Source organism: Anabaena sp. WA102, from assembly GCF_001277295.1.
Taxonomy (GTDB): Bacteria; Cyanobacteriota; Cyanobacteriia; order Cyanobacteriales; family Nostocaceae; genus Dolichospermum; species Dolichospermum heterosporum.
The window spans coordinates 5,169,411-5,190,832 of record NZ_CP011456.1 but is presented as its reverse complement, the minus strand read 5'-3'; the positions used below and the strand labels follow the sequence as shown (position 1 = coordinate 5,190,832).

23 protein-coding genes are annotated in these 21,422 nt (G+C 40.1%); 10 read left to right on the top strand and 13 right to left on the bottom strand.

What is annotated here, in order from left to right:
* Positions 1 to 114: 114 nt before the first annotated feature.
* The 4 genes from AA650_RS22820 to cobU all read right to left on the bottom strand — a co-directional run bounded on the left by AA650_RS22820 (position 115) and on the right by cobU (position 3,687).
* Positions 115 to 1,764: a dipeptide ABC transporter ATP-binding protein gene (locus tag AA650_RS22820; protein WP_053540785.1), complete on the bottom strand. Its 1,650-nt coding sequence runs from the start codon at positions 1,762 to 1,764 to the stop codon at positions 115 to 117.
* Positions 1,765 to 1,933: 169 nt separating this feature from the next.
* Positions 1,934 to 2,602, bottom strand: coding sequence for an ABC transporter ATP-binding protein (locus AA650_RS22815; protein ID WP_053540784.1), 669 nt, complete (start codon positions 2,600 to 2,602; stop codon positions 1,934 to 1,936).
* A gap of 14 nt (positions 2,603 to 2,616) precedes the next feature.
* The gene (locus AA650_RS22810; protein ID WP_039204363.1) at positions 2,617 to 2,889 is read right to left on the bottom strand and encodes a hypothetical protein; all 273 of its coding nucleotides are present in this window, start codon (positions 2,887 to 2,889) and stop codon (positions 2,617 to 2,619) included.
* A gap of 252 nt (positions 2,890 to 3,141) precedes the next feature.
* A complete protein-coding gene (cobU, locus tag AA650_RS22800; RefSeq protein WP_053540782.1) occupies positions 3,142 to 3,687 on the bottom strand; it encodes a bifunctional adenosylcobinamide kinase/adenosylcobinamide-phosphate guanylyltransferase in 546 nt (181 codons plus the stop codon).
* 124 nt (positions 3,688 to 3,811) lie between these two features.
* On the opposite strand from cobU, the gene AA650_RS22795 reads away from it, so the two are divergent.
* From AA650_RS22795 to AA650_RS22785, 3 genes are all read left to right on the top strand, one after another.
* Positions 3,812 to 4,612 carry a hypothetical protein gene (locus AA650_RS22795; protein ID WP_053540781.1) on the top strand — a complete coding sequence of 267 codons (801 nt, stop codon included), beginning with the start codon at positions 3,812 to 3,814 and terminating at the stop codon, positions 4,610 to 4,612.
* 112 nt (positions 4,613 to 4,724) lie between these two features.
* Positions 4,725 to 4,955: a hypothetical protein gene (locus AA650_RS22790; protein WP_053540780.1), complete on the top strand. Its 231-nt coding sequence runs from the start codon at positions 4,725 to 4,727 to the stop codon at positions 4,953 to 4,955.
* Between the two features lie 461 nt (positions 4,956 to 5,416).
* Positions 5,417 to 5,632 carry a hypothetical protein gene (locus AA650_RS22785; RefSeq protein WP_053540779.1) on the top strand — a complete coding sequence of 72 codons (216 nt, stop codon included), beginning with the start codon at positions 5,417 to 5,419 and terminating at the stop codon, positions 5,630 to 5,632.
* Positions 5,633 to 5,730: 98 nt separating this feature from the next.
* On the opposite strand, the gene AA650_RS22780 is transcribed toward AA650_RS22785, so the two are convergent.
* Positions 5,731 to 6,213, bottom strand: coding sequence for a DUF29 domain-containing protein (locus AA650_RS22780; RefSeq protein ID WP_053540778.1), 483 nt, complete (start codon positions 6,211 to 6,213; stop codon positions 5,731 to 5,733).
* Positions 6,214 to 6,401: 188 nt separating this feature from the next.
* Positions 6,402 to 7,475: a class II fructose-bisphosphate aldolase gene (fba, locus tag AA650_RS22775; RefSeq protein ID WP_053540777.1), complete on the bottom strand. Its 1,074-nt coding sequence runs from the start codon at positions 7,473 to 7,475 to the stop codon at positions 6,402 to 6,404.
* A gap of 608 nt (positions 7,476 to 8,083) precedes the next feature.
* Between fba and AA650_RS28365 the strand changes: the two genes are divergently transcribed.
* From AA650_RS28365 to AA650_RS22765, 3 genes are read left to right on the top strand one after another with little or no spacing between them, the layout of a single operon-like run.
* A complete protein-coding gene (locus AA650_RS28365) occupies positions 8,084 to 8,257 on the top strand; it encodes a hypothetical protein (protein ID WP_158310533.1) in 174 nt (57 codons plus the stop codon).
* Between the two features lie 16 nt (positions 8,258 to 8,273).
* Positions 8,274 to 8,468 carry a hypothetical protein gene (locus tag AA650_RS22770; protein ID WP_053540776.1) on the top strand — a complete coding sequence of 65 codons (195 nt, stop codon included), beginning with the start codon at positions 8,274 to 8,276 and terminating at the stop codon, positions 8,466 to 8,468.
* On the top strand, positions 8,437 to 8,745 hold the full coding sequence (locus tag AA650_RS22765; RefSeq protein WP_015080549.1) for a hypothetical protein: 309 nt from the start codon (positions 8,437 to 8,439) through the stop codon (positions 8,743 to 8,745). Before AA650_RS22770 ends, AA650_RS22765 begins: the two co-directional genes overlap by 32 nt.
* A 317-nt stretch (positions 8,746 to 9,062) precedes the next feature.
* On the opposite strand, the gene AA650_RS22760 is transcribed toward AA650_RS22765, so the two are convergent.
* Together AA650_RS22760 and AA650_RS22755 are read right to left on the bottom strand one after the other, a co-directional pair.
* Positions 9,063 to 9,554: a DUF3368 domain-containing protein gene (locus AA650_RS22760; protein WP_053540775.1), complete on the bottom strand. Its 492-nt coding sequence runs from the start codon at positions 9,552 to 9,554 to the stop codon at positions 9,063 to 9,065.
* On the bottom strand, positions 9,551 to 9,796 hold the full coding sequence (locus AA650_RS22755) for a UPF0175 family protein (protein ID WP_053540774.1): 246 nt from the start codon (positions 9,794 to 9,796) through the stop codon (positions 9,551 to 9,553). Before AA650_RS22755 ends, AA650_RS22760 begins: the two co-directional genes overlap by 4 nt.
* Before the next feature lie 664 nt (positions 9,797 to 10,460).
* Between AA650_RS22755 and AA650_RS22750 the strand changes: the two genes are divergently transcribed.
* Positions 10,461 to 11,330 (top strand): alpha/beta fold hydrolase, encoded by an 870-nt coding sequence (locus AA650_RS22750; RefSeq protein WP_053540773.1) that lies wholly within the window; start codon positions 10,461 to 10,463, stop codon positions 11,328 to 11,330.
* Between the two features lie 199 nt (positions 11,331 to 11,529).
* On the opposite strand, the gene glgB is transcribed toward AA650_RS22750, so the two are convergent.
* From glgB to AA650_RS22725, 4 genes are all read right to left on the bottom strand, one after another.
* Complete coding sequence (gene glgB, locus AA650_RS22745) at positions 11,530 to 13,821, bottom strand: 1,4-alpha-glucan branching enzyme (protein WP_053540772.1); 2,292 nt, start codon at positions 13,819 to 13,821, stop codon at positions 11,530 to 11,532.
* Positions 13,822 to 14,139: 318 nt separating this feature from the next.
* A complete protein-coding gene (locus AA650_RS22735; protein ID WP_039202035.1) occupies positions 14,140 to 14,454 on the bottom strand; it encodes a hypothetical protein in 315 nt (104 codons plus the stop codon).
* Position 14,455: 1 nt separating this feature from the next.
* On the bottom strand, positions 14,456 to 15,163 hold the full coding sequence (locus AA650_RS22730) for a glutathione S-transferase family protein (RefSeq protein ID WP_053540771.1): 708 nt from the start codon (positions 15,161 to 15,163) through the stop codon (positions 14,456 to 14,458).
* 243 nt (positions 15,164 to 15,406) lie between these two features.
* Positions 15,407 to 15,667, bottom strand: a complete 261-nt coding sequence (locus AA650_RS22725; RefSeq protein WP_053540770.1) for a hypothetical protein — start codon at positions 15,665 to 15,667, stop codon at positions 15,407 to 15,409.
* A gap of 327 nt (positions 15,668 to 15,994) precedes the next feature.
* On the opposite strand from AA650_RS22725, the gene AA650_RS22720 reads away from it, so the two are divergent.
* Together AA650_RS22720 and AA650_RS22715 are read left to right on the top strand one after the other, a co-directional pair.
* The gene (locus AA650_RS22720) at positions 15,995 to 16,660 is read left to right on the top strand and encodes a hypothetical protein (protein WP_053540769.1); all 666 of its coding nucleotides are present in this window, start codon (positions 15,995 to 15,997) and stop codon (positions 16,658 to 16,660) included.
* 319 nt (positions 16,661 to 16,979) lie between these two features.
* Positions 16,980 to 18,806, top strand: coding sequence for a peptidoglycan D,D-transpeptidase FtsI family protein (locus tag AA650_RS22715; protein WP_053540768.1), 1,827 nt, complete (start codon positions 16,980 to 16,982; stop codon positions 18,804 to 18,806).
* 485 nt (positions 18,807 to 19,291) lie between these two features.
* On the opposite strand, the gene AA650_RS22710 is transcribed toward AA650_RS22715, so the two are convergent.
* Entirely contained in the window at positions 19,292 to 20,401 is a 1,110-nt protein-coding gene (locus tag AA650_RS22710) for a hypothetical protein (RefSeq protein ID WP_053540767.1), read from the bottom strand.
* A gap of 270 nt (positions 20,402 to 20,671) precedes the next feature.
* Between AA650_RS22710 and AA650_RS22705 the strand changes: the two genes are divergently transcribed.
* Entirely contained in the window at positions 20,672 to 21,346 is a 675-nt protein-coding gene (locus tag AA650_RS22705; protein ID WP_053540766.1) for a Mo-dependent nitrogenase C-terminal domain-containing protein, read from the top strand.
* Positions 21,347 to 21,422: the final 76 nt, after the last annotated feature.

The following is a 21,422-nucleotide window of genomic DNA, read 5'->3' as shown; positions in this document are numbered from 1 at the left end:
GTAATGGGTAATGGGTAATGGGTAATTGGTGATTGGTAATTGGTAATTTTATTGCTTCTTTCCTCTTTCTTTCCTCTTTCTTTCTCCTGACTCCTGACTCCTGACTCCTTGACACTAAGCTTTTGCGAGGAGAGGTGCAGCAGCGAGGAGGGTTTGGGTGTAGGGATGTTGGGGGTGGGCAAAGATTTGTTTAGTCTGTCCTAGTTCTACTATTTTACCACCATTCATGACGGCGATGCGATCGCACAAAAATCTTGCTAACCACAAATCATGGGTAATAAACAAATAGGTTAAATCAAATTCTGCTTTGAGTTCTAACATCAAATCAAGAACTTGTGTTTGCACGCTGGCATCTAACATACTCACTGGTTCATCACATATTATCAGTTTGGGACGAGTAATTAAAGCTCTAGCTATGGCTACCCGTTGTTGTTGTCCTCCAGATAAATCGGCGGGATAACGGTGATAATATAATTCTGCTGGGGTTAATCCCACTTTTTCCAACATCCATAAAACCTGTTCTTTGGCTTTTTGGGTATTAGCTAAATTATGAATTAATAAAGGATCTGCTATACTTTGTCCTACCGTCATGGCTGGATTTAAACAAGCATGAGGATCTTGAAAGATCATTTGGATTTGTCTTCGGGAAGAACGGATTTCTTGACGGGACAAACTGGTTAATTCTTGTCCTAAAAATTCGACTTTTCCCGATGTGGGACTAATCAATTGTAAGATGGTTCTCGAAAGTGTACTTTTTCCACAACCAGATTCTCCCACTAAGCCTAAAATTTCCCCAGCATACAATTCTAAATTAATTCCATCTACGGCTTTAATTGTTTGTCCTTCTCCTTTAAATATCCGTTCAATAAAATTCGGTTCTATGGTGTAATGTTGCTTGAGTTCTGTAATTTTTAAAATGGGTGATTGACTTTCTTTCCCATTACCAATTACCAATTCCCCATTACCTTCTACCGCTTGAATATATAAAGCTGCTTTTAATAAAGATTGAGTATATTCATGTTGGGGATTTGCAAATACAGTTGCCGTTTTCCCCATTTCCACCATTTTACCTTGATACATAACTCCGATGCGATCGCAATATTCCCCCACCATTGCTAAATCATGGGAAATCAATAATAATCCCATGTTTTCTTCCCCACACAATCGCGTTAATTCTTGGAGAATTTGAGCAGAAACAGTCACATCTAAACTTGTAGTTGGTTCATCCGCCACAATTAACTTAGGACTCAACAGCAAAGCCAAAGCAATAGCTACCCGTTGACGCATTCCCCCACTAAACTCATGGGGATATTGACTCCAACGACTAGCAGGAATTTTCACCTTTTCCAAAGTCGCTAAAGCCTTTTCTTTCGCTTGCTGTTTGGATAACTCCGGTGCATGAGCTTGTAAAGTTTCAATACAATGATTGCCAATTGTCATCAACGGGTCAAGGCGAGTCATGGGATCTTGAAAAATCAAAGCCACTGCTTCACCACGAAACTTTTGCATTTGCAATGGTGTCAAATCCAATACAGATTGTCCCTGAAATTTCACCAATCCTTCTGTACGACTGGAATTAGGCAATAATCGCATAATTGCCCGTCCGATGGTGGATTTTCCACAACCAGACTCTCCCACCAATCCCATTTTCTCTCCAGGTTGAATAATAAAAGATACATCATCAACCGCCCAGCTTGCCACCTCTTCACCACGTTGAGGATAAGCTACACGGAGATTTTCAACACTAAATAAAGCTTCATTCATAATTAATTAAATGTAATAATTTCAGGCGGGGTTTCCCCGCCCTCTTGATTGTATTGCTCAAAATTAGGATTTTTATTCCTTCTTCATCCTGACTCCTAACTCCTGCCTCCTGACTCCGAACTCCGAACTCCTGACTCCGAACTCCGAACTCCGAACTCCGAACTCCTACCTATTGATGTACTTGAATTAAGCGCTGTTTGAGACGTTCCGCTTCACCGGAATCAACTAAACAACCCTTTTCCAATAAAAAAGCACCATCACAGTAATTTAACTCTTCTAAGCGATGAGTTACCCATAATGCCGTAATGCCACGACTTTTAACGAGATTACGGACACTAGCTACTAAATCGAGTTGACTATCTGGATCTAGTAAAGCAGTAGGTTCATCTAATAATAAAACATCACAATGACGAGCGATCGCTCCAGCAATAGCCACCCGTTGTTTTTGTCCACCAGAAAGCGCGTAAATAGGTCGTCGCTGTAGAGACAATAAATTTACCGCCCCCAAAGCTTCCTTAACCCTAGCCTTCACCATCGCCGGTTGTAACTTTTCCGCCACCAACCCAAAAGCCACATCAGCACCAACCGTTGGCATTACCAATTGATGATCAGGATTTTGGAATACAAAACCAACAGCAGGTGAGATATTAACTTCCCCAGATTGAGGAGCTAATAAACCCGCTATTAATCTCAGAAGCGTAGATTTACCACTGCCATTTGTCCCCAGAAGCATCCAAAACTCACCTTTAGGTACTTGAAGAGAGCAAGATTTGATCACTTGCTCCCCATTAGGCCAAAAGAAGTTTAAATCATTAACTTCAATGCCTACTGCTGTCATGTTTATACCTTGTGTTATTCAGCAGTAAAAGCAGCAAAGCCAGGTGGTTTACCACTGCTAGTAGCCGCACTATCTTTTTGGATAATCTGGACTCCCGAAATTTCACTAGCACGGACAGCAATTTTTTTCTCTGTTTTGCCTTCGCACTTGAGTTCCACAATATCAGGATTTCCAGAACGCATTGCCGCCAAAATTAGCTGGTAAACAGCCTCGGCATCTTCAGTAGACTTACGTTGTACTGATATGGGGAAAGCAGTATTTCTGATGCTTAAGTCAATGGTAAACATTTAGAATTAATGAATTTTCACTTTAAGACCTATTCTAGCGTCATTAGTCATTAGTTATTGGTCATTGGTCATTGGTCATTGGTCATTGGTCATTGGGAAGAAATATTCCCCCTACTCCCCCTACTCCCCCTACTCCCCCCACTCCCCCCACTCCCCCCACTCCCCCCACTCCCCCCACTCCCCCCACTCCCCCACTCCCCCCACTCCCCCCACTCCCCCCACTCCCCCCACTCCCCCAACTCCCCCAACTCCCTATTTAGCTGCTGGTAATGGTACACCTAATAAACTCAAATTCAACGCATGACCACCCGTCACCAAATAAACAGGTTCACAAATTGTCCCTAATTGTCTCACTAAAGCGCCCAGGCGATCGCGGAATTTGCGCCCTAGAGGATAAGCTGGAACTACACCCCAACCTGTTTCTTCCCCCACAAATATGACATCAGCCGCCACTAACGGCAGAATTGCCAGAAACTCCCCCACAATATTTTCCCAAACTAAATCCTCCTCCTCCAGAAAATTAGCCACCCAAGTTCCTAAAGAATCCACCAACAGGCAAGTATGCGGCTGAGATTGAGCCAAAGCAGCAGTTAGTTCCCCAGGGACAGCAAGAGTTATCCAATCTTGAGGACGGCGTTGTTGATGTTTTTGAATGCGTTCTTGCCATTCTAGATCATCAGGATTTTGTGTAGCTGTGGCAATGTAGACAACATTTTTTTCCGACTTTATCGCCAAATCTTCCGCCCATTCACTTTTACCAGAGCGGGCTGCACCTGTCACCAAAATTATTTTCCCCATTATTTGATAATATAATGTTTCATCAGGAAGAATACACGAGTTAAATCAAGTATCCCCAAAATCAACACCTTTCTGTACTCCTGAATTCTTTCTTGCCAAAGACCATAAATTTTAGGATATTGTTATGAAACCAGGGTTAAAACGGATAGAGGCTACGCTGCATGATTTAAAAACTCGCAATGATGATGTCACCACAGAACCAGGTGAAGAAAGCAAACGTTCCTTTTCCTTTCGCATTAGTATCCGTCCCCAGGAATCTCCAGAAAATTCCCAAAATACAACACAAACCTATAATAGTAACTTAGAAGCAGATTCAGTTATTCATGAAACTCCAGAGGCAAATTTATTTCCTCAGCATAGTTCCGTCTCAGCCTTTCCAGCCCAAGAAAATGGAGAAAAAACGCCAACTCTCCCGAAATTTAAAACTCCATCCTTCAGCAATCATCGTCACGGTGCTAACCCAGCACTGGCCATGAATATGCTCCAAGAAATTCAAGACAAAGTAGCTGATTGGCAACTAGAACTACAAAAAATAATACAGCAAATTCAGGATATTTATTTAGAAGGGCCAATTATTAACGGTTGGTTGGAATCTAATGTCCAAGAACCAGAAACAGTGGGAACAGCCGCATTACGCCATGCAGAAATAGAGCGTCTCATGAACTATGTCGAAGAAATCTGTGCTAGTAGTGAAAAAGAATCTCATAAACCACTACACACTGACTACCGATTATGTGGAGTAGATACAGCCGGTCAAGTGTGGTCTCGTCCCTGTCCAGTTGAACAAGTTCCTAGTGTTAGTATAGCGATCGCACGTCACCAAAGATTAAGGCAACTCTTAGGACGCAAACAAGACCTAGAAAATCGCTTGAGTCAATTAGCGGAAACCTTGGTGATGTTACATAGTCATATTCAACAAAATTAAAACAATTACTTGCAGATTGAAATATTTTCTCACTGAATCCAAAATACAGTAGCTATAGAGCAAAAATCATGCTACTGTAGAACTACATGATGAAACTTTAGCAATCAAAACTATGCAACTTAAACGCTGGGAATCCCCACGTCGAGAAGGCAGAAACGATAAAGGCCGAGGTGGTGCTGCGAGAAAACGGCAACTAAAAAAACAAAGACAGATGCTCAGACAGAAACTCAAAGAAAATCAAAAGCCAAATGATCATCACAATAATAACCAGGGGGAAAGTTCAACTTCCCCCTATTTTTTGGCCTTTTTTTTCCCCAATAGCCTGATTAGGTATATTGCTTGAGAATGATTAAGTTTTTTGGAAAAAGTTAAATTTTTAACTTTTTTGAGTATATTCTCAAGTAAGGAGTTAAATTGACACTCTCATGTCTAAAGACACTGAGATTCTTTAATCAACGAGCCAACTTACAATTACTGGATTACTCCAACAAAAACAGAGGTTGATTCTCCTAAAGCTTTAATTCCGATATGCCCTACCGTACTCGATTTTTGCATTTCATTTTTCACCAAATTTAGCTTTCCTAAACTGCAATACCGTTAGGTATGACTACGCACTCAACCACATAAGTTAAGTTTTTACGTTGTTTAGTTATACTTAAATTCTGGAATTGATGAAATACTATCACATCCATTGTTACCAGTCAATGAATTAAGCGAATAAATTCGTGGTCAGTGAGCGAAGTCGAACTGCTCGTGCGGTCACTGAGCTTGTCGAAGTGTCGCTTGTATCTCAGCACTGAAGTGATGGTTCCTGAGCTTGTCGAAGGACTGGGCTTTACTCTTACCGGATATTTCTGTAAAGTTGATTTTGTCATTGATGAAAATGGCATAGTTAAACTTATTCCTCTCAATATACCTATTCAAAAATTATCTGGAATTTTGCACAGAAAAGGCATGAAACCTAAAACTTTGGAAGAAATAGAAGAAATAATTGGTGAGGCTGCAAGTGATTGGACTTGATACAAATATTATAGAAGATATATGAAAATACACAATGAACATGAACTAAATTTGGGTTTAGCTAATGACAATTAGACTAATTGAACGAAAAATAAAAATTAAATTTCCTCCTGACTAAGCAGCGTGATTATAAAATCAGAATTAATGACATCTAAAGGCAGAAAAGGAGAGTCAACAGGAAACATCTGAATAGATAATTTAGTTTCCGTACTAGCAGCGCGAACAGCTTTTAAATAACAATCAGAAAATAGTTCTAAATAATAAGGTTTGAGACTAGGACTATCCTCCAATAAAGATTCAATTTGATAAAACTGTTCCCAAATTGTACTTACCCAACTAGAAGAACGTTTTTCAGGTTGAAATTGATATTTAAGCAAGTGCATCAGTAAAACTATGAGTCGGTTTTTTAATTCACGCCGTTTTTCTTTCCCCATATCCTCTATTTCTGCAATCAAATGCTCAAAATCAACTTGTTCTAGTTGGCGATTACGTAATAACTTAGCTGTAGTTTCTATCCACAAATAATAATCCTGATCATAAAGATAACTACTCAAGAATGTAGATTGTAAATTGGTAGTCATAACAGATAGCCTTATTTATGCCATTATTTTACTATATCATATTAATCACAAAGATGTTATTCTCAAGTGAATTTGTAAATAATTACAATTAATATAAAAAACCGGGAAACAGTAACGTCTCCCAGTTTATTTCTGTAAAGGTATAGCCTAGCTATACCCTAATTTATTGCTGAAAAAGATTGAGAAAATTAAACTTTAGCAGCCGCTCTCATTACCAATTCACCCTTAGCATACTTAGCAGCAAAATCTTCTAAAGAAACTTGCTTAATCTTGCTTGCGTTACCAGCAGTACCAAACTGTTGATAACGGTCAGCACAAACCTTTTGCATATATTTAATAGAAGGCTTGAGGAAGTGACGAGGATCAAATTCCTTGGGATTAGAAGCCAAAGCTTCACGGACAGCCGCAGTAATAGCCAAACGGTTATCGGTGTCAATATTTACCTTACGAACACCACTCTTAATACCTTTTTGGATTTCTTCCACAGGTACACCGTAGGTTTCAGGAATAGCGCCACCATATTGGTTAATAATTGCCAACAAATCTTCAGGTACAGAAGAAGAACCGTGCATTACCAAATGGGTGTTAGGTAAACGGCGGTGAATTTCTTCAATGCGGCTAATAGCCAAAATTTCACCAGTAGGCTTACGGGTAAACTTGTAAGCACCATGACTTGTACCGATAGCCACAGCCAAAGCATCAACTTGAGTTGCTTCTACAAAGCTAACAGCTTCATCGGGGTCTGTTAACAATTGAGAATGGTCAAGAGTACCTTCAAAACCGTGACCATCTTCAGCTTCACCCGCGCCGGTTTCTAAAGAACCCAAACAACCCAATTCACCCTCAACACTGACACCCAAAGAGTGAGCAACGTTGACAACTTCACTGGTAACTCTCACGTTATATTCAAAGCTGGCAGGGGTTTTAGCGTCAGCTTCCAAAGAACCATCCATCATGACGCTGGTGAAGTTGTTCTTGATAGCTGAATAGCAGGTAGAAGGAGCATTACCATGATCTTGGTGCATGACAATGGGAATCTCAGGATAGGTTTCTACCGCAGCCAAAATCAGGTGACGGAGGAAGTTTTCTCCGGCATAGTTACGAGCGCCGCGAGAAGCTTGTAAGATTACGGGGCTATCTGTTTCCACCGCAGCCTTCATGATTGCTTGAATCTGCTCTAAGTTGTTGACGTTAAAAGCGGGGATACCATAACCGTGTTCAGCAGCGTGATCCAAAAGCAACCGCATTGGTACGAGAGCCATATATATTCCTCCTAATTTGGGTATTTAGCTAGTCAGTTTAATAGAAGCGTAATCTTTATTTTAATGTAATTTTTACGCTAATCTTAATGTTTTTTTCAACTTACAGAAAATTATATCTAGTAGTGGGTGCTTTTGTTGAGAAAATTTATAGGCTGATATTCTCCAGCTATGTAATCTTTTTGTAAAGCTAGAAACTAAGTGTTAGCCTGTGCATTTACCTGGCGATCGCAATTTGCAGTTCAAACGTATACAACAAACCAGTCATTTAAAGTTTCTTGTCAATGCGTAACTCCTAGTCTTAATTAATCAGTAATAAATCGTTAATTGGCTTTATATTTAACATAGCCACTATAGCCAGTTTTGACTACAGTGGATATATAGACAATTCTTATATTTTATTGGCTAAATGGTAATAAAATGCTATGTAGCCACTAATGCTATTTTGGAAATTAGTGGCTATAGTGGCTATATAGGAAAATACTTAGAGACTTCCAAATAAAAAAATACTCAACAACCTAATGCAAAAATCTCTCAAACCCTTATTCCTCTGTGTCCTCTGCGCCTCTGTGGTTCGTTAATCAGGATAATTTATTTCTTGGAAGTCCCTTATGGATAAAAACAACGAGAAAGTCAATAAAACAGATATGGTACAAGTCCGCGTTAGCTTACCAGAAGATTACCGTAGGCTGTTTAAGGCATATTGCACCGAACAAAATACGGATATGAGTAAGCGTATAACTGAGTTAGTTGAAACTGAATTAAAAAGAGCAGGGAAAATTTAGCGATCGCCAACCTTAAATGACTAGACCAGGATATACAGAAGCTTTTCTCAGAGCGAGAAAGGCGTTAAGACGGGGTAAATGTCCTAGTGAGCAAGACATTGAGCATATTTACCAGCAAGGTTGGGAAACTCACTTGGGGGAAACTGAGAAGGGGTTACTAGAAAAATGTCGAAAGGAGTATGACAGCGATGACAGTAGCAACCAGCATTGAAACTGTACAACAATGGCTAAACCAGACTGATGGATTGAGACTTGTACAGGCAACGAGTAATGAAGGTAAACTTATTACCTCAAATGAAATCTTGGCACTAGCAGAACGCTGTGAATGGGTAGAAACTGACGATATTTCTGATACACCCTATGCCAAAGACGGCTATTTATACCCTATTAGTTTAGAACTTGGTTGGGGTAATCCAGATGATGCCTACACAACTTCCAATAACGCCAAAGTCTTATTTTTCAACGCTTATTATCAAAAAGCTAGTTAGATTCTAGTTATGGGGATCACCTATTGATCCCTAGCATAGTATATATCCCACATTCTCCACCCTCAACTGTTAGGTGACAGTTCTCAAACCATTTCACTGTCTAACTTTTAGCTTAAACAGTAGAGCTTTTGTTAAGAAACTTTATCGGCTGATATTCTTAGACCAAGTAATATCCTTGTGTATTTAATAACTCATTATTTTAAATAAAGGTAGCACCTCCGTGCCTACCCCAGTATTAGGGGCAACCACAGGGGGTTTGCCCCTACTGGCGATCACATCTATGATTCAATAATTACCCATAATTTTCTGACCTGATTTTACTTTGTTTCATTAACTAGCCGTAAGACACTTTTATACAAGGGTTCAGTAACCCAAAATCCTGCTTTATTAATAAGATCATCTAACAGAGGTTTAACAGTAGAAATGAAACCTTGACTTTTGGCTTCTACTAAAACTCCTAAAATTCCGGTATAATGGAGATTAAGTCTAGCAGCAATCATGCGGCCACGACGTTCATCAATTAAAACTTGTTCTGCTTTCATTTCTAAGGCTAAAACTATAGCCTCTGCTTCTCCAGGATCAAGTTCACTGCTAAGTGCTTTAAGCATCGTCCTATCTTCAATTGCACGGATTTGAATCCAAGTAAAAGTTTGTACTTCCTTTGCACCCGCTACGGGAAAATCAGGATCAGTTAATTCTTGATAAACGGCTTCAGGAATTAGAACTGTTCCGTAAAGCTGTTGTAATAAGTGAAGCTGGTTAATAGCTGCAAGATTATTAATGGGTGAAGTATCGCTGACAACAATCACAATCTACCCATCTCCCGCAAATTCTTGATATCTTGTTCAAAATCCTCTACTCCGTAATGAATAGGGATTTGATAACTTGCGAGTAGATGTTGAAATGCTATACGATTCATACCAGCAAAGCGACTAGCTTGAGCAAGAGTTAACTTTTCTTTTTGAAACAGCATAATCGCAATTTCTCGTTTCATTTCCTCTTCATTCATGCGAGTTGTGGTTAGTATTTCATTGGGAATAACTACACTCATATTTATAATCCTCTGAACCATTATTATTATAATTCATTGCAATCATTATAGCGGTATGCACTCGCATAAGATACAGTCATAAGCCCCCTCCTCGCTTGCGGGGAGGGTTTTGGTTTCTTGTATTTCACTCAACCAATAACCGCTATAGTATAAGCAGTGGCATTTTATGTAATATCGCATTTTGCCGTAAATTAACTTTAAGCGATCGCATCTATGACTCAATACTTGTATTGATTTGTCATTAATGATGCTATATTAATTTCCTGAGATAATTCGCGCTTTATTTAGCATAATTTACCCGTAACGACAAGAAACAATAAGAAATATGTAAAGGCGTTGCTTCCGTATTTTCACTGTTTGTATAATCTTTGGTGTCAAGGGAAAATCTACGGTAGTGGATTTATTAGGGTGGGGAGTAACAGGCGATGGATTCTCAAACGCTGAAGCCGAATGTCCAAGACTTGCAAAATAAAGATATGATCTCAATTTTTAAATTTGAGCGACCCCCTTTTCGGAATTCCTAAAACTTACAATCCTTACCTTTCATGAACTTTACGCTTTATATCAGGATGAAAATTGTCTTCTCAAAAGAGCCGCGCCCTATTAATTTGGTGTTATCATTACGGCAGAATTGAACATGAGTTACTGGGGTTGACACTCAAGAATGCGAGCTAAAATACGGGATACAGAAATCTATTTTGATGTTGACGGCTGTAGTTTGGTAGTTGAAGAACAAGGAATACGTCAGAAACCTGTTGCTTTCATAATTCACGGCGGACCTGGAGTTGACCACACGAGTTATAAACCGTGCTTTTCTCCCCTCGTCCATCACCTTCAGCTAGTCTATTTTGACCATCGGGGACAGGGAAGGTCAGCCCGTGGACCGAAAGAAACCTATACCCTAGATAATAATGTTGACGATATGGAAGCCTTACGCCAATATCTAGGACTGGAGAAAATCGTTTTAATCGGTTCTTCCTATGGAGGTATGGTTGCTCTTTCTTATGCTGTGAAGTATCCCCAAAATGTTTCACACCTGATTGTCATTGCCACAGCAGCTAATTCCCGGTTTCTAGAACGCGCTCAGGAAATTCTGGCAGAACGGGGAAACGAAGAACAAAAAGCAATTGCTCTTCAACTTTGGTCAGGTAATTTTGAAAATGAAGAACAGCTACGCCAATTTTTTCGGGTGATGGGTTCAATGTACTCCCAAAACAATGACCGGAAATTAAATTCCCCAGACTCAGACGAAACAATTCTCTCTGTTGATGCCATTAATGTTGCCTTTAGTGGCTTCTTAAATGACTATAATATCCTCAACGAATTACATAAGATTACCTCACCAACTCTTGTGATTGCAGGGCGGCATGACTGGATCTGCGCCCCAGAGTTTTCTGAAGAAATTGCTCAAGCTATTCCTAATGCCTACTTGAAAATATTTGAGAACAGCGGACATTTAATTCGTGTTGATGAACCGCAATCACTGTTGGATGAAATTGCTAGGTTTTTAAATCTTGGTAGTTTGGTGTTCTAGGTCATCTAGCATTTATGTAACACGACAATTATCTGTTGAAAACAAACCCATAGCTCAAATTCATGATCATCCAGTTCTAATTTTGACAGAGATTGCGACAAATAACGTCTTGCTAAGTAGAACGACGTAAAAAAACCAAAGTATGTAACGACAAACTCACTAAGAAAAACATAGGGTGAGCAATGCCCACCCTACAGGATTATTCCATTACCTGTGCAGATTTCTGTTTATCCAACTTAAGCATCAATACACCCAAAGGAGGTAAACATAAATCCAAGGAATAAGGACGATTATGCAAAGACCAATCATCAGTCCACTTACCACCTAAATTGCCCATATTACTACCGCCATACTGACGAGCATCACTATTGAACAACTCAGTGTAGAAACCCTTTTCTGGCACACCAATACGATAATGAGAATGGGGTTGAGGGGTAAAGTTACAAACCACAATCATAAAATCGTCAGAATTCTTGTCACGACGGACAAAGGAAACCACACTATGGCGGTTATCGGTACAATCAATCCACTCAAACCCGGCTTGATCAAAATCTTGAGTATATAAAGCTGGTTCAGAACGGTAAAAATGATTAAGAGACTGGAAAAAATCCTTTAACTGTCGGTGTGGTTCAAACTGTAATAGATGCCATTCCAAATCAGCCCAAGCATTCCACTCACTCCACTGACCAAATTCCATGCTCATAAACATGGTTTTCTTGCCGGGGTGAGCGAACATATAAGTAAACAAACAGCGGATATTAGCTAACTTCTGCCATTCATCACCGGGCATTTTGCCGATCATATTACTCTTACCATGCACGATTTCATCATGGGACAGAGCTAACATGAAGTTCTCGCTGTGGTTATACCACATACTAAAGGTAATATTGTTTTGATGGAACTGACGAAACCACGGGTCCATGCTGAAGTAATCCAGCATATCGTGCATCCAGCCCATATTCCATTTTAAATTAAAGCCCAATCCGCCCGTATAGGTAGGCCAAGATACCATTGGCCAAGATGTGGACTCCTCCGCAATGGAAAGCACACCAGGATAATAACTAAACAACAAGCTATTAACTTGACGTAGAAAATCTGCCGCTTCTAAATTTTCTCGACCACCATATTCGTTAGTCAACCATTCTCCTGGTTTTCGGCAGTAGTCAAGGTAAAGCATGGAAGCGACCGCATCAACACGAATTCCGTCAATGTGGTATTTATCAAACCAGAACAGGGCATTAGCCACTAGGAAATTACGGACTTCATGGCGATTGTAGTTAAATACTAAAGTCCCCCATTCCTTATGTTCACCTTTGCGGGAATCAGAATGTTCATACAAGTGACTACCATCAAAGAATGCTAAACCATGTCCATCTTTGGGGAAGTGGCCAGGAACCCAGTCTACAATGACACCAATACCATTGTTATGGCATTCATCCACAAAGTACATGAAGTCTTCAGGTGTACCAAAACGGGAAGTAGGCGCAAAATAACCAGTTACTTGATAACCCCAAGAACCATCAAAGGGATGTTCGGCAATTGGGAGGAGTTCTAAATGGGTATATCCTAATTTCTTGACGTAGGGAATGAGTTTGTCTGCTAGTTCCCGATAAGTCAGAAACCGAGCGCCGGGTTTTAGTTCAGAAACGACAACTACGGCTTCAGTTTCTCCATTGGGTAATTTGGCAGGTTCTGCACTAGCAGCGTGTAACCAAGAACCTAAATGGACTTCGTAAACGGAAATGGGTTGACTCAAGGGGTCACTGTGTCGCCGCTTTTCCAGCCAGTCTTCGTCTTTCCAGGTGTAGGAATTTAAGTCAGTAACAATAGATGCTGTTTTTGGACGGGGTTCTTGCTGGAAACCGTAAGGATCAGATTTTTCGTAAATATGTCCTTCAAAATTTTTGATTTCGTATTTGTAATGTTCTCCTACACCTATTTCGGGAATAAATAATTCCCAAATGCCTGTGTGTCCTTTCCGCATCTGGTGTTTGCGTCCATCCCACAGGTTAAAATCTCCCAATAAGGAAACGTTGCGGGCATTGGGGGCCCAAACGGCAAAATAAACGCCTTTGACACCATCTACTTCTGTGGTGTGCGCTCCCAATTTCTCGTAAATGCGGTGATGGTTGCCTTCACTAAATAAATGTAGATCGAATTCTGTTAATTTAGCAGAACGGAAAGCGTAGGGATCATTAACCACCCGCTCATGTTCCCCTTCTTTAATGCGTAACTGATAATTTTTTAGTTCTGGGGTTTCAATGGTGCATTCAAAAAAGTGTGGATTATGCACTGTATCCATGGGGTATTCTTTCCGTTCTTCTGGAACTACTACCCACGCAGCGCTGGCATTTGGGAGATAGGCTCGCACAGCCCAGACAGTTTTACCATTTTGCTCGATGAGATGAGAACCCAGAATTTCAAAGGGATCGTGATGTTGATTGCCAACAATGCGATTAACCTGTTCAGGGGCGACTGTGGTTGTGGACATGAAGCTACCTATGTGATATATGGTGATTAACTAAATCTACTTTTTAACTATTCATATTCTTGCATCTTTGTCGCCACTGTCAGTTGTCAGTTGTCAGTTGTCAGTGGTCATTGGTCATTGGTCAGTGGTCATTGGTCATTGGTCAGTGGTCATTGGTCATTGGTCAGTGGTCATTGGTCATTGGGAAAATTCTTTCTCCCCCTGCCTCCCCCACCTCCCCTACCTCCCCTACCTCCCCTACCTCCCCTACCTCCCCTACCTCCCCTACCTCCCCTACCTCCCCTACCTCCCCCACCTCCCCTACCCCCTATTCCCTAATTAAATACTTAAAAATGGGAAAAGTTGTAATAATGTTTTGCGTAGTTGCAGCAAAAATACTTTATCGCGGATACCGGAGGCTAAACGTGGTGGTGGACTTATTTGCATTTGTGCTTGCAATTCGGCATATTCTGCGGGCGTGAGGATTCTGCCATCAATGGGCGATCGCGCTGCTAGAATAATCTCTGTTCGCAATATCTCCTCTGGTATATCTGCTTGTGGTGGTAATGCCATCACGACTTTACTACTATGACCACTAAACCCGATTAAAATACTAGTAGTAACACTCAAAATAACTAGCAGTATCCGTTTCATCTTAACTCCTGATTGGGCGCAGTCCCTGCGCCCCTACGTCCTCAAGTCCTGGTGGCAATGGTTCACCACATAACTGGTGGATATTGATAATTCGTGCAAAAATCTGTGGATATGCCTGACGATAATCGGGAATTAGTGCTAAAGGACTCAACAAAGCCGCCGCTGCAATATCAGCTATACTCAAGCGGCTACCCACTAAATAATCACCTTTTTGCCAATACATAGACAATAATGACAAGGCATTAGCGAGTCTTTTTTTAGCTAATTCAACGGTAGTATCATTAATACCATATTGTTGTCTAACTACTTTAATCACCATTTGACTAAATAGTGATGGGTCAATGTCCTTACCTTCACCAGCGCGAAATTGATAATATACAAATCTAGTAGCCGTGCCTATACTTTCATCTAACCAGTCTTCTAACATCGCAGCTTGAGTTTGCTGTTCTAAATTGGGTAGAAACAAGGTAGGTTCGGGTTGATAGCTTTCTAAAAATTTAAAAATTTCCGTAGAGTCGCCAATAGCTTGGGGTTGTCCGACAATTTGGGGTAACAGGACGGGTAATGTTGTCAATCCAGTTAAGGACTTTAGCCTCAAGATGTGCAGCCCTGGAGTGAGATTTTCGGTTTGATAATTAATTCCTTTATAACCCAATGCCAATCTGGCTTTGCGACAATAATGAGATGTACTAAATTGCAGTAACAGCATATATTGAGATTACTTTGGTTACTGGCAAAACAAATATTAAAAAATCAGACTGGGCGAGAACTGAATCTAGCCCAGAAGCAAAACCTGATGAATGTTGCTCTTTTTTACCCAACTTAACGCCCTTAGGCAGTTGAATCTTTATTCCTTAATCTACAAACTATCTTAACTTTCTCAGTAGAGGTTTGTAGAAAATAATTTTTAAAGATATCAACTACCCAGGAGAGGTTAATACTCTACCCTATACTAAGGTTTTTTGGGAGTAGCCTCAGGAGATGTGGTCGCAGCAGGGGATGTAGTAGCTGCGGGAGATGTGGTTGCAGCAGGAGATGTTGCCGCATCAGGAGATGTGGTCGCCGCGGGGGTAGCACCAGTATCTGCTGGTTCGCCACCTGTTGTTGCTGCTGGAGAACTGGTAGTACCTGCTGGTTGACTACCACCGTCACAAGCTCCAAGCATGGTAGCCAGACTTAACATTAGAGCCAAACCAAAAATTTTTGTCTTCATAACTCCTCTTTCACCAATTGTGGCAATAAAATCTTTCGCCTGTTGAATAAGATACCTTATTTATTGATTTTTTTTAAGGACTTTCTGATTACATATTTCAACCCATTCTTTTTTGTAACATACTTGTAGATTATATGTAACACAAATAGGATGTAATTAACGGTTAGAATGGTCTCAATTCTTGTCCTGAAAATTTGCTAAAGAGAAGGGTGAAATCCCCCTGAAAAGAGAGAGATTGAAAACTTGGATATTTCCTGTTCCCTTTTTTTGTAACTTTGGGCAAAATCTAATTAAGTCAAAAATAAAGTATTTATTATCAGAAAAATCATGGGTTTTGAACGTAAATCAGCAGTTTCCGCAAAAAATACCTGGTTCTGGGGCAATTCTCCTGCGTCATTGAATAAGCGACGTTCTCGAAATTTGAATAAAAAAAGCCAGAGTTCCTCCCGATTAGATAGTGAAGCGATCGCAGTTAAATCGTCTAGTCCCCGAAATGCTTGGCTGAATTTCTTAGGTTCTCGCCGAAATAAAACAGCAATTCGCACCTCAAGTTTAGACGCGGGTAAACAACAAACTACTGATATTAATAGACAATCAAATACTGCTGCTTATAGGATGAGTCACACTCCAGCCATGCCTGAATGGTTACTACGTATATATATGGTCAATCGCTATTCGTCAATTTTAGCATTTTTATTAGTGGTAGCAACATTAATAGTTTATGGTTGGACTGTATATTCACAAGAGATTTGGAGTGATTCTTACCGTAAGCTACAAAGCTTACAACGTCATGAGCGACAGTTAAATACTGCTAATGCGACACTAACTAGCAAAATGGCACAGGAAGCGGAACAGCCCGGTACGGAACTGGTATCACCAACTTCTAAGGGGACAATTTTCTTACCACCAACATCTAATAATTATCCCCGGTCGTCATTCTCAACTTCTCAACCAGAACCGCAACCTGAACCCCCTTCTCCATTAGGATATTAATTGGTCATTGGTCATCGGTCATCGGTTATTAAGTAATTGGACAAAAATATTTACAGTCATTGCGAGCGAAGGGAAGCAATCACAACCCTTGGAATTGCTTCATTTGACTTCGTTCCATATGGCTAACGCCACGCTAACGCAATGACATTGTGTAATTAATTCTGTCTCACTACTTAGTCATTGGTCATTGGTCATTCGTCGTTAGTTAATCTTTTTCTTCTTTCTTCTTTCTCCTGAAATCCTGATAGCGCAGCGTGGCGTTAGCCATACTCTTGAATGGGCGCAGGCCCTGCGCCCCTACCTCCTGAACTCCTGACTCATGCTAAAGTCATCACTTAAAACACAACTTAGAAATCTACGTAATTTAGAATTCAGACGCAAACGAAAGTTTTCTAGACAGACTCAATCAGAAAATATTGAGCCAAAAACACCGGAAACTCCACCTAACATTCAATTACGACTGTTTGCTGTATGGGGTATGTTAATGATTGCTATGGTAGGTTTGGTATTTAATTTATATCAATTACAAATTGTTCAGGGAAAAAAGCTGACTAAGAAGGCGCGAAATCAGCAAATGGTGAATGTGCGCCCTTATATGCCTCGTCGTCCGGTAGTGGATCGGGGTAATAATGTGTTGGCTATTGATCGTCCCGTTTATACTGTATATAGTCATCCTAAGTTATTCGAGCTATCCCAGGAAGAAATCGCGGAGAAAATCGCGCCAATTATCGGCAAAGAAAAGGCCGATTTGGTGAAAACATTCCAAAGTAAACGAAGTGGAATTTTACTAGCTTCTGGGGTCTCTGAAGATATTACTGATAAGTTAATATCACTGCGTTTGAATGGGTTTGAGTTTATTCAAAAATACTCCCGATTTTATCCCCAAGATGATTTAGTGGCGGATGTCGTGGGCTATGTTAATCTTGACCGTCGTGGTCAAGCTGGTGTGGAATATAGTCAGGAGAAGTTACTAGAACGTTCTGGACAAACAGTGCGGATGAGTAAGTCGGGAAATGGGTCGTTGATGCCAGATTATGTGACCGAGGGATTTCTGAATTCTGATGATTTAAAAATGCAATTGACTATTGATAGTCGTGTGCAACGGGTAGCCCGTGCAGCCTTAAAAGAACAGATGACTAAATTTAGTGCCAAACGGGGTGCAGTGATTGTCATGGATGCAGTGGATGGTTCTTTATTGGCTTTGGTTTCTCAGCCTACCTATAATCCGAATCAATATGCTAAGTCTGATATTTCTCTGTTCAAAAATTGGACTGTGGCTGATCTTTATGAACCGGGATCAACTTTTAAGCCGGTGAATGTGGCGATCGCTCTCGAAAATGGTGCAATCAAACCAGATGACACTTTTGAAGATCCTGGTTCTATTAAAATCGGCACACATACAATCAAAAATGCCGAAAAAACTGGTTATCGCCGATTAACTATTCCTGAAATTTTACAAACTTCTAGTAACATTGGTATGGTGAGAATGATTCAACGAATAAAACCATCCATATACTACAACTGGCTAGAACGTTTAGGGTTAGGACAAAAAGTTGAAACAGATTTACCCTTTGAAGTTAGTGGTCAATTAAAAAGTCAAGAACAATTTATTTCTTCAGCCATTGAACCAGCTACCACATCTTTTGGACAAGGCTTTTCTCTGACTCCATTACAACTGGTACAACTACACGGTGCATTAGCTAATGGGGGCAAATTAGTCACACCTCATGTAGTCCGAGGACTGATTGATACCAAGGGCGGAATGCACTATTCACGTACTCTTCCAGAACCAAGACAAATTTTCTCACCTACAACCACCCAAAAGGTTGTGGAAATGATGGAAACAGTAGTCAATTCCGGTACTGGTAAAGCAGCGAGAATTTCAGGATATCGGATTGGTGGCAAAACAGGAACAGCGCAAAAAGCTAGTCCTAATGGTGGATATATTAAAGGTGCAAGAATTACCAGTTTTGTCGCTATTTTGCCTGTGGAATCTCCCCGTTATGTGGTGTTTGCAGTTGTGGATGAACCAAAGGGAGAAAATGCCTATGGTTCTACTGTAGCTGCACCAATTGTTAAAACTGTAATGGAATCACTAATTCCTATTGAACAAATTCCACCTAGTAGTCTGTCAACCCGAAAATGACGGGTGAAGGCAAGTAGGGGAGGTAGGGGGGGTAGGGAGGTAGGGGAGGTAGGGGAGGTAGGGGAGGTAGGGGAGGTAGGGGAGGTAGGGGAGGTAGGGGAGGTAGGGGAGGTAGGGGAGGTAGGGAGGTAGGGGAGGGAAGAACAGAAGTTTTTTCCGATTTAAAGTAAACTAAACGAGTTTAAAAATTTTCTAGTTCTTTTAGTCATCTGAAGATGACTTCTGCTATGAGACTGGGAATGAATTCCCAGTCGGGTTATCGGTTTTACGTTAAGTTGACACCAATGCCCCCGTGTTGCCCCGTGTTTGCCCTACTACCGAATATATAAGTAGGTGAACACAATAAAACCAAACTGTGTAAAGAAATGTAAAATCGCCCAAACCCTCTTCACTCTTGCCTCTTGCCTCTTGCCTTTTGCCTTGCCATAACGACAATTTTCAACGCTCACCTACTTAGAGGAAATTGGTCATCTAGAATCCAAAATCTAAAATCCAAAATTGCCATAAGTTTGGTTGAGAGTGGCTTCAATTGAACCTGAATTTTGGAATAACTTAATTAATTCATGAGATTTTGTTTTTTTCTCAGATAAAATTACTTTCAGTGAGGTTAAAAATTCTAGATCAGGATCATCTTTAAGGGCGATTTCAGCAACTTGTAAAAGTTTCTGAGAATTGGCAAAAACATCTTCATTTTCAAAGCCTGATTTTGCAGAAATTTGGTGTAAATTAGCATCAGGTATAATTGCTCTACCTGGTAAAGTTTCATCTAGTATTAAACCTTTTAATAAAGCTAATAAACCTGCATAAATAGCGAAATTATCACAACTATCACAAGCTTTAAATTCTATCCGTCCTACTTCTGAAGGAATGCGGGCAATTTTTGTTAAGGAAGGCACACTTTTGATTAATTCTTCCGTTTTATCCAAAAAAACTAATGTTGCGGATCTTTTTCCCGTTCTGATAAATGTCCTCACTGATAAACCTCCCCATAAACCACCATTATAAAAAGGAGAACTATAACTAAAAGGAATGATATAAGGACTGTAATAAGTTAACTTCTTCCCAATATCAATTAACCTTTCCATAGATAAATTTGCTAGGGAAATATTTAAATCTGGTCCATAAGAAACCATATAAATATGAGCAGTTTGTTCATCTGGATAAGCTTGTAATTGCCTAATTTCAAAATCATTTAATGGAGGTTGTGGCTCAAACACGCAAGTGTAGGGATTAAAGCTGGCTAAAACAGGTGAAAAACCAAAATTAGCAGCAACATCACTTAATAAAATAAAACTTGCGTTTAATTCATCAATTGCTCCTTGAATAGTAGGGTGGATAGTTGTTCTAATTTCGATGCCTTTAGCTACACAGTCAATTACCTCTTCAGAGTCATTAAATCTTTCAAAGCCCTCAATATACCAACGCTTTTTCTTAATCCCAGCATCACCAACTCTTAATTGTGGGTAATCAGTAGTATAGATAGGTAATTTGTCAACAATTTGCTGAAAATCTCCAAATTTTGTATTATGGAAATCTGCAAACTTTCCTTGATCATTGAGAAAAGCAACTTCATGTTCAATACCAAAGCAGAACATACTTTATACCTAATTAATGACAAATATAATCAATTATATCTATATTTTATGCCGTTGTGAATCAATACTGTTGAGTTCAGGCTAAAAAGTATTTATATCGTAGGTTGAGTTAACGCGAGGAAACTCAAAAAAATTCCTGCTCATGTTGGGTTAAGAGTCGCTCAACTCAAACTAAATTCCCTTTATTTTTGCCAATTAAATGTACAGAAATGTAGTTCTTTTCAAGGTAGTTTAAGATTATCTAATAAAAATTACAAGGCGTGAGTTTTTATGACAACTACTGCTCAAACTGCTTACAGTAGCGAACAAATTATTGCGTGGTTACGGGGATTACTGACCATTGCTTGGGCTGATGGTAACTTTGATACCCAAGAACAGGAATTAATTACTAATCTTACCAAAGATGAATTAGCCCCTGCTATTAACTGGGATTCTTTAGAGATAATTGAACCAGATGAATTAGCGGCTATATTAGGTAAAGGTACACCTGTAGCGGAAAATTTCTTGCGGACAGCGGTAATGGTAGCGATCGCTGATGGTATATACTCACCTAGTGAAGATGACCTACTTCAGCAATTGTGTCAAAAATTAGAACTGCAAGAGAGTTTACTCACAGCCTTACGTCATACCCTAGAAGATACCGCACAAACAACTGATTTTCCCCCTACTGGACTTCAAGCCCCCCACCCAGACGCTTTAACTCCCTTGCGTCAATGGTTAGACGGGTTAGATATTCAAGACCCCAGAGTGGCGAAATTTTTGTGTAAGATGATTCCTTCCCAATGTCCCTTTGAAAGAGATGTAACCTTATTTGGCCGGAAAATAGTTCATATTCCGCCCCTGTGTAAAATTAACCCCCTTTATGAACAAATGGTAGGGTTACGCTTTCGCGCCCTTTCCTACCTAGCAGATGACTGTGGGGAAGATGTTACACCTTATATTTAAATTAGTTGTTAGTAGTCAATTGTTAGCGTGATTGACAACTGACAACTAACAACTGACAACTGACAACTGACTAATT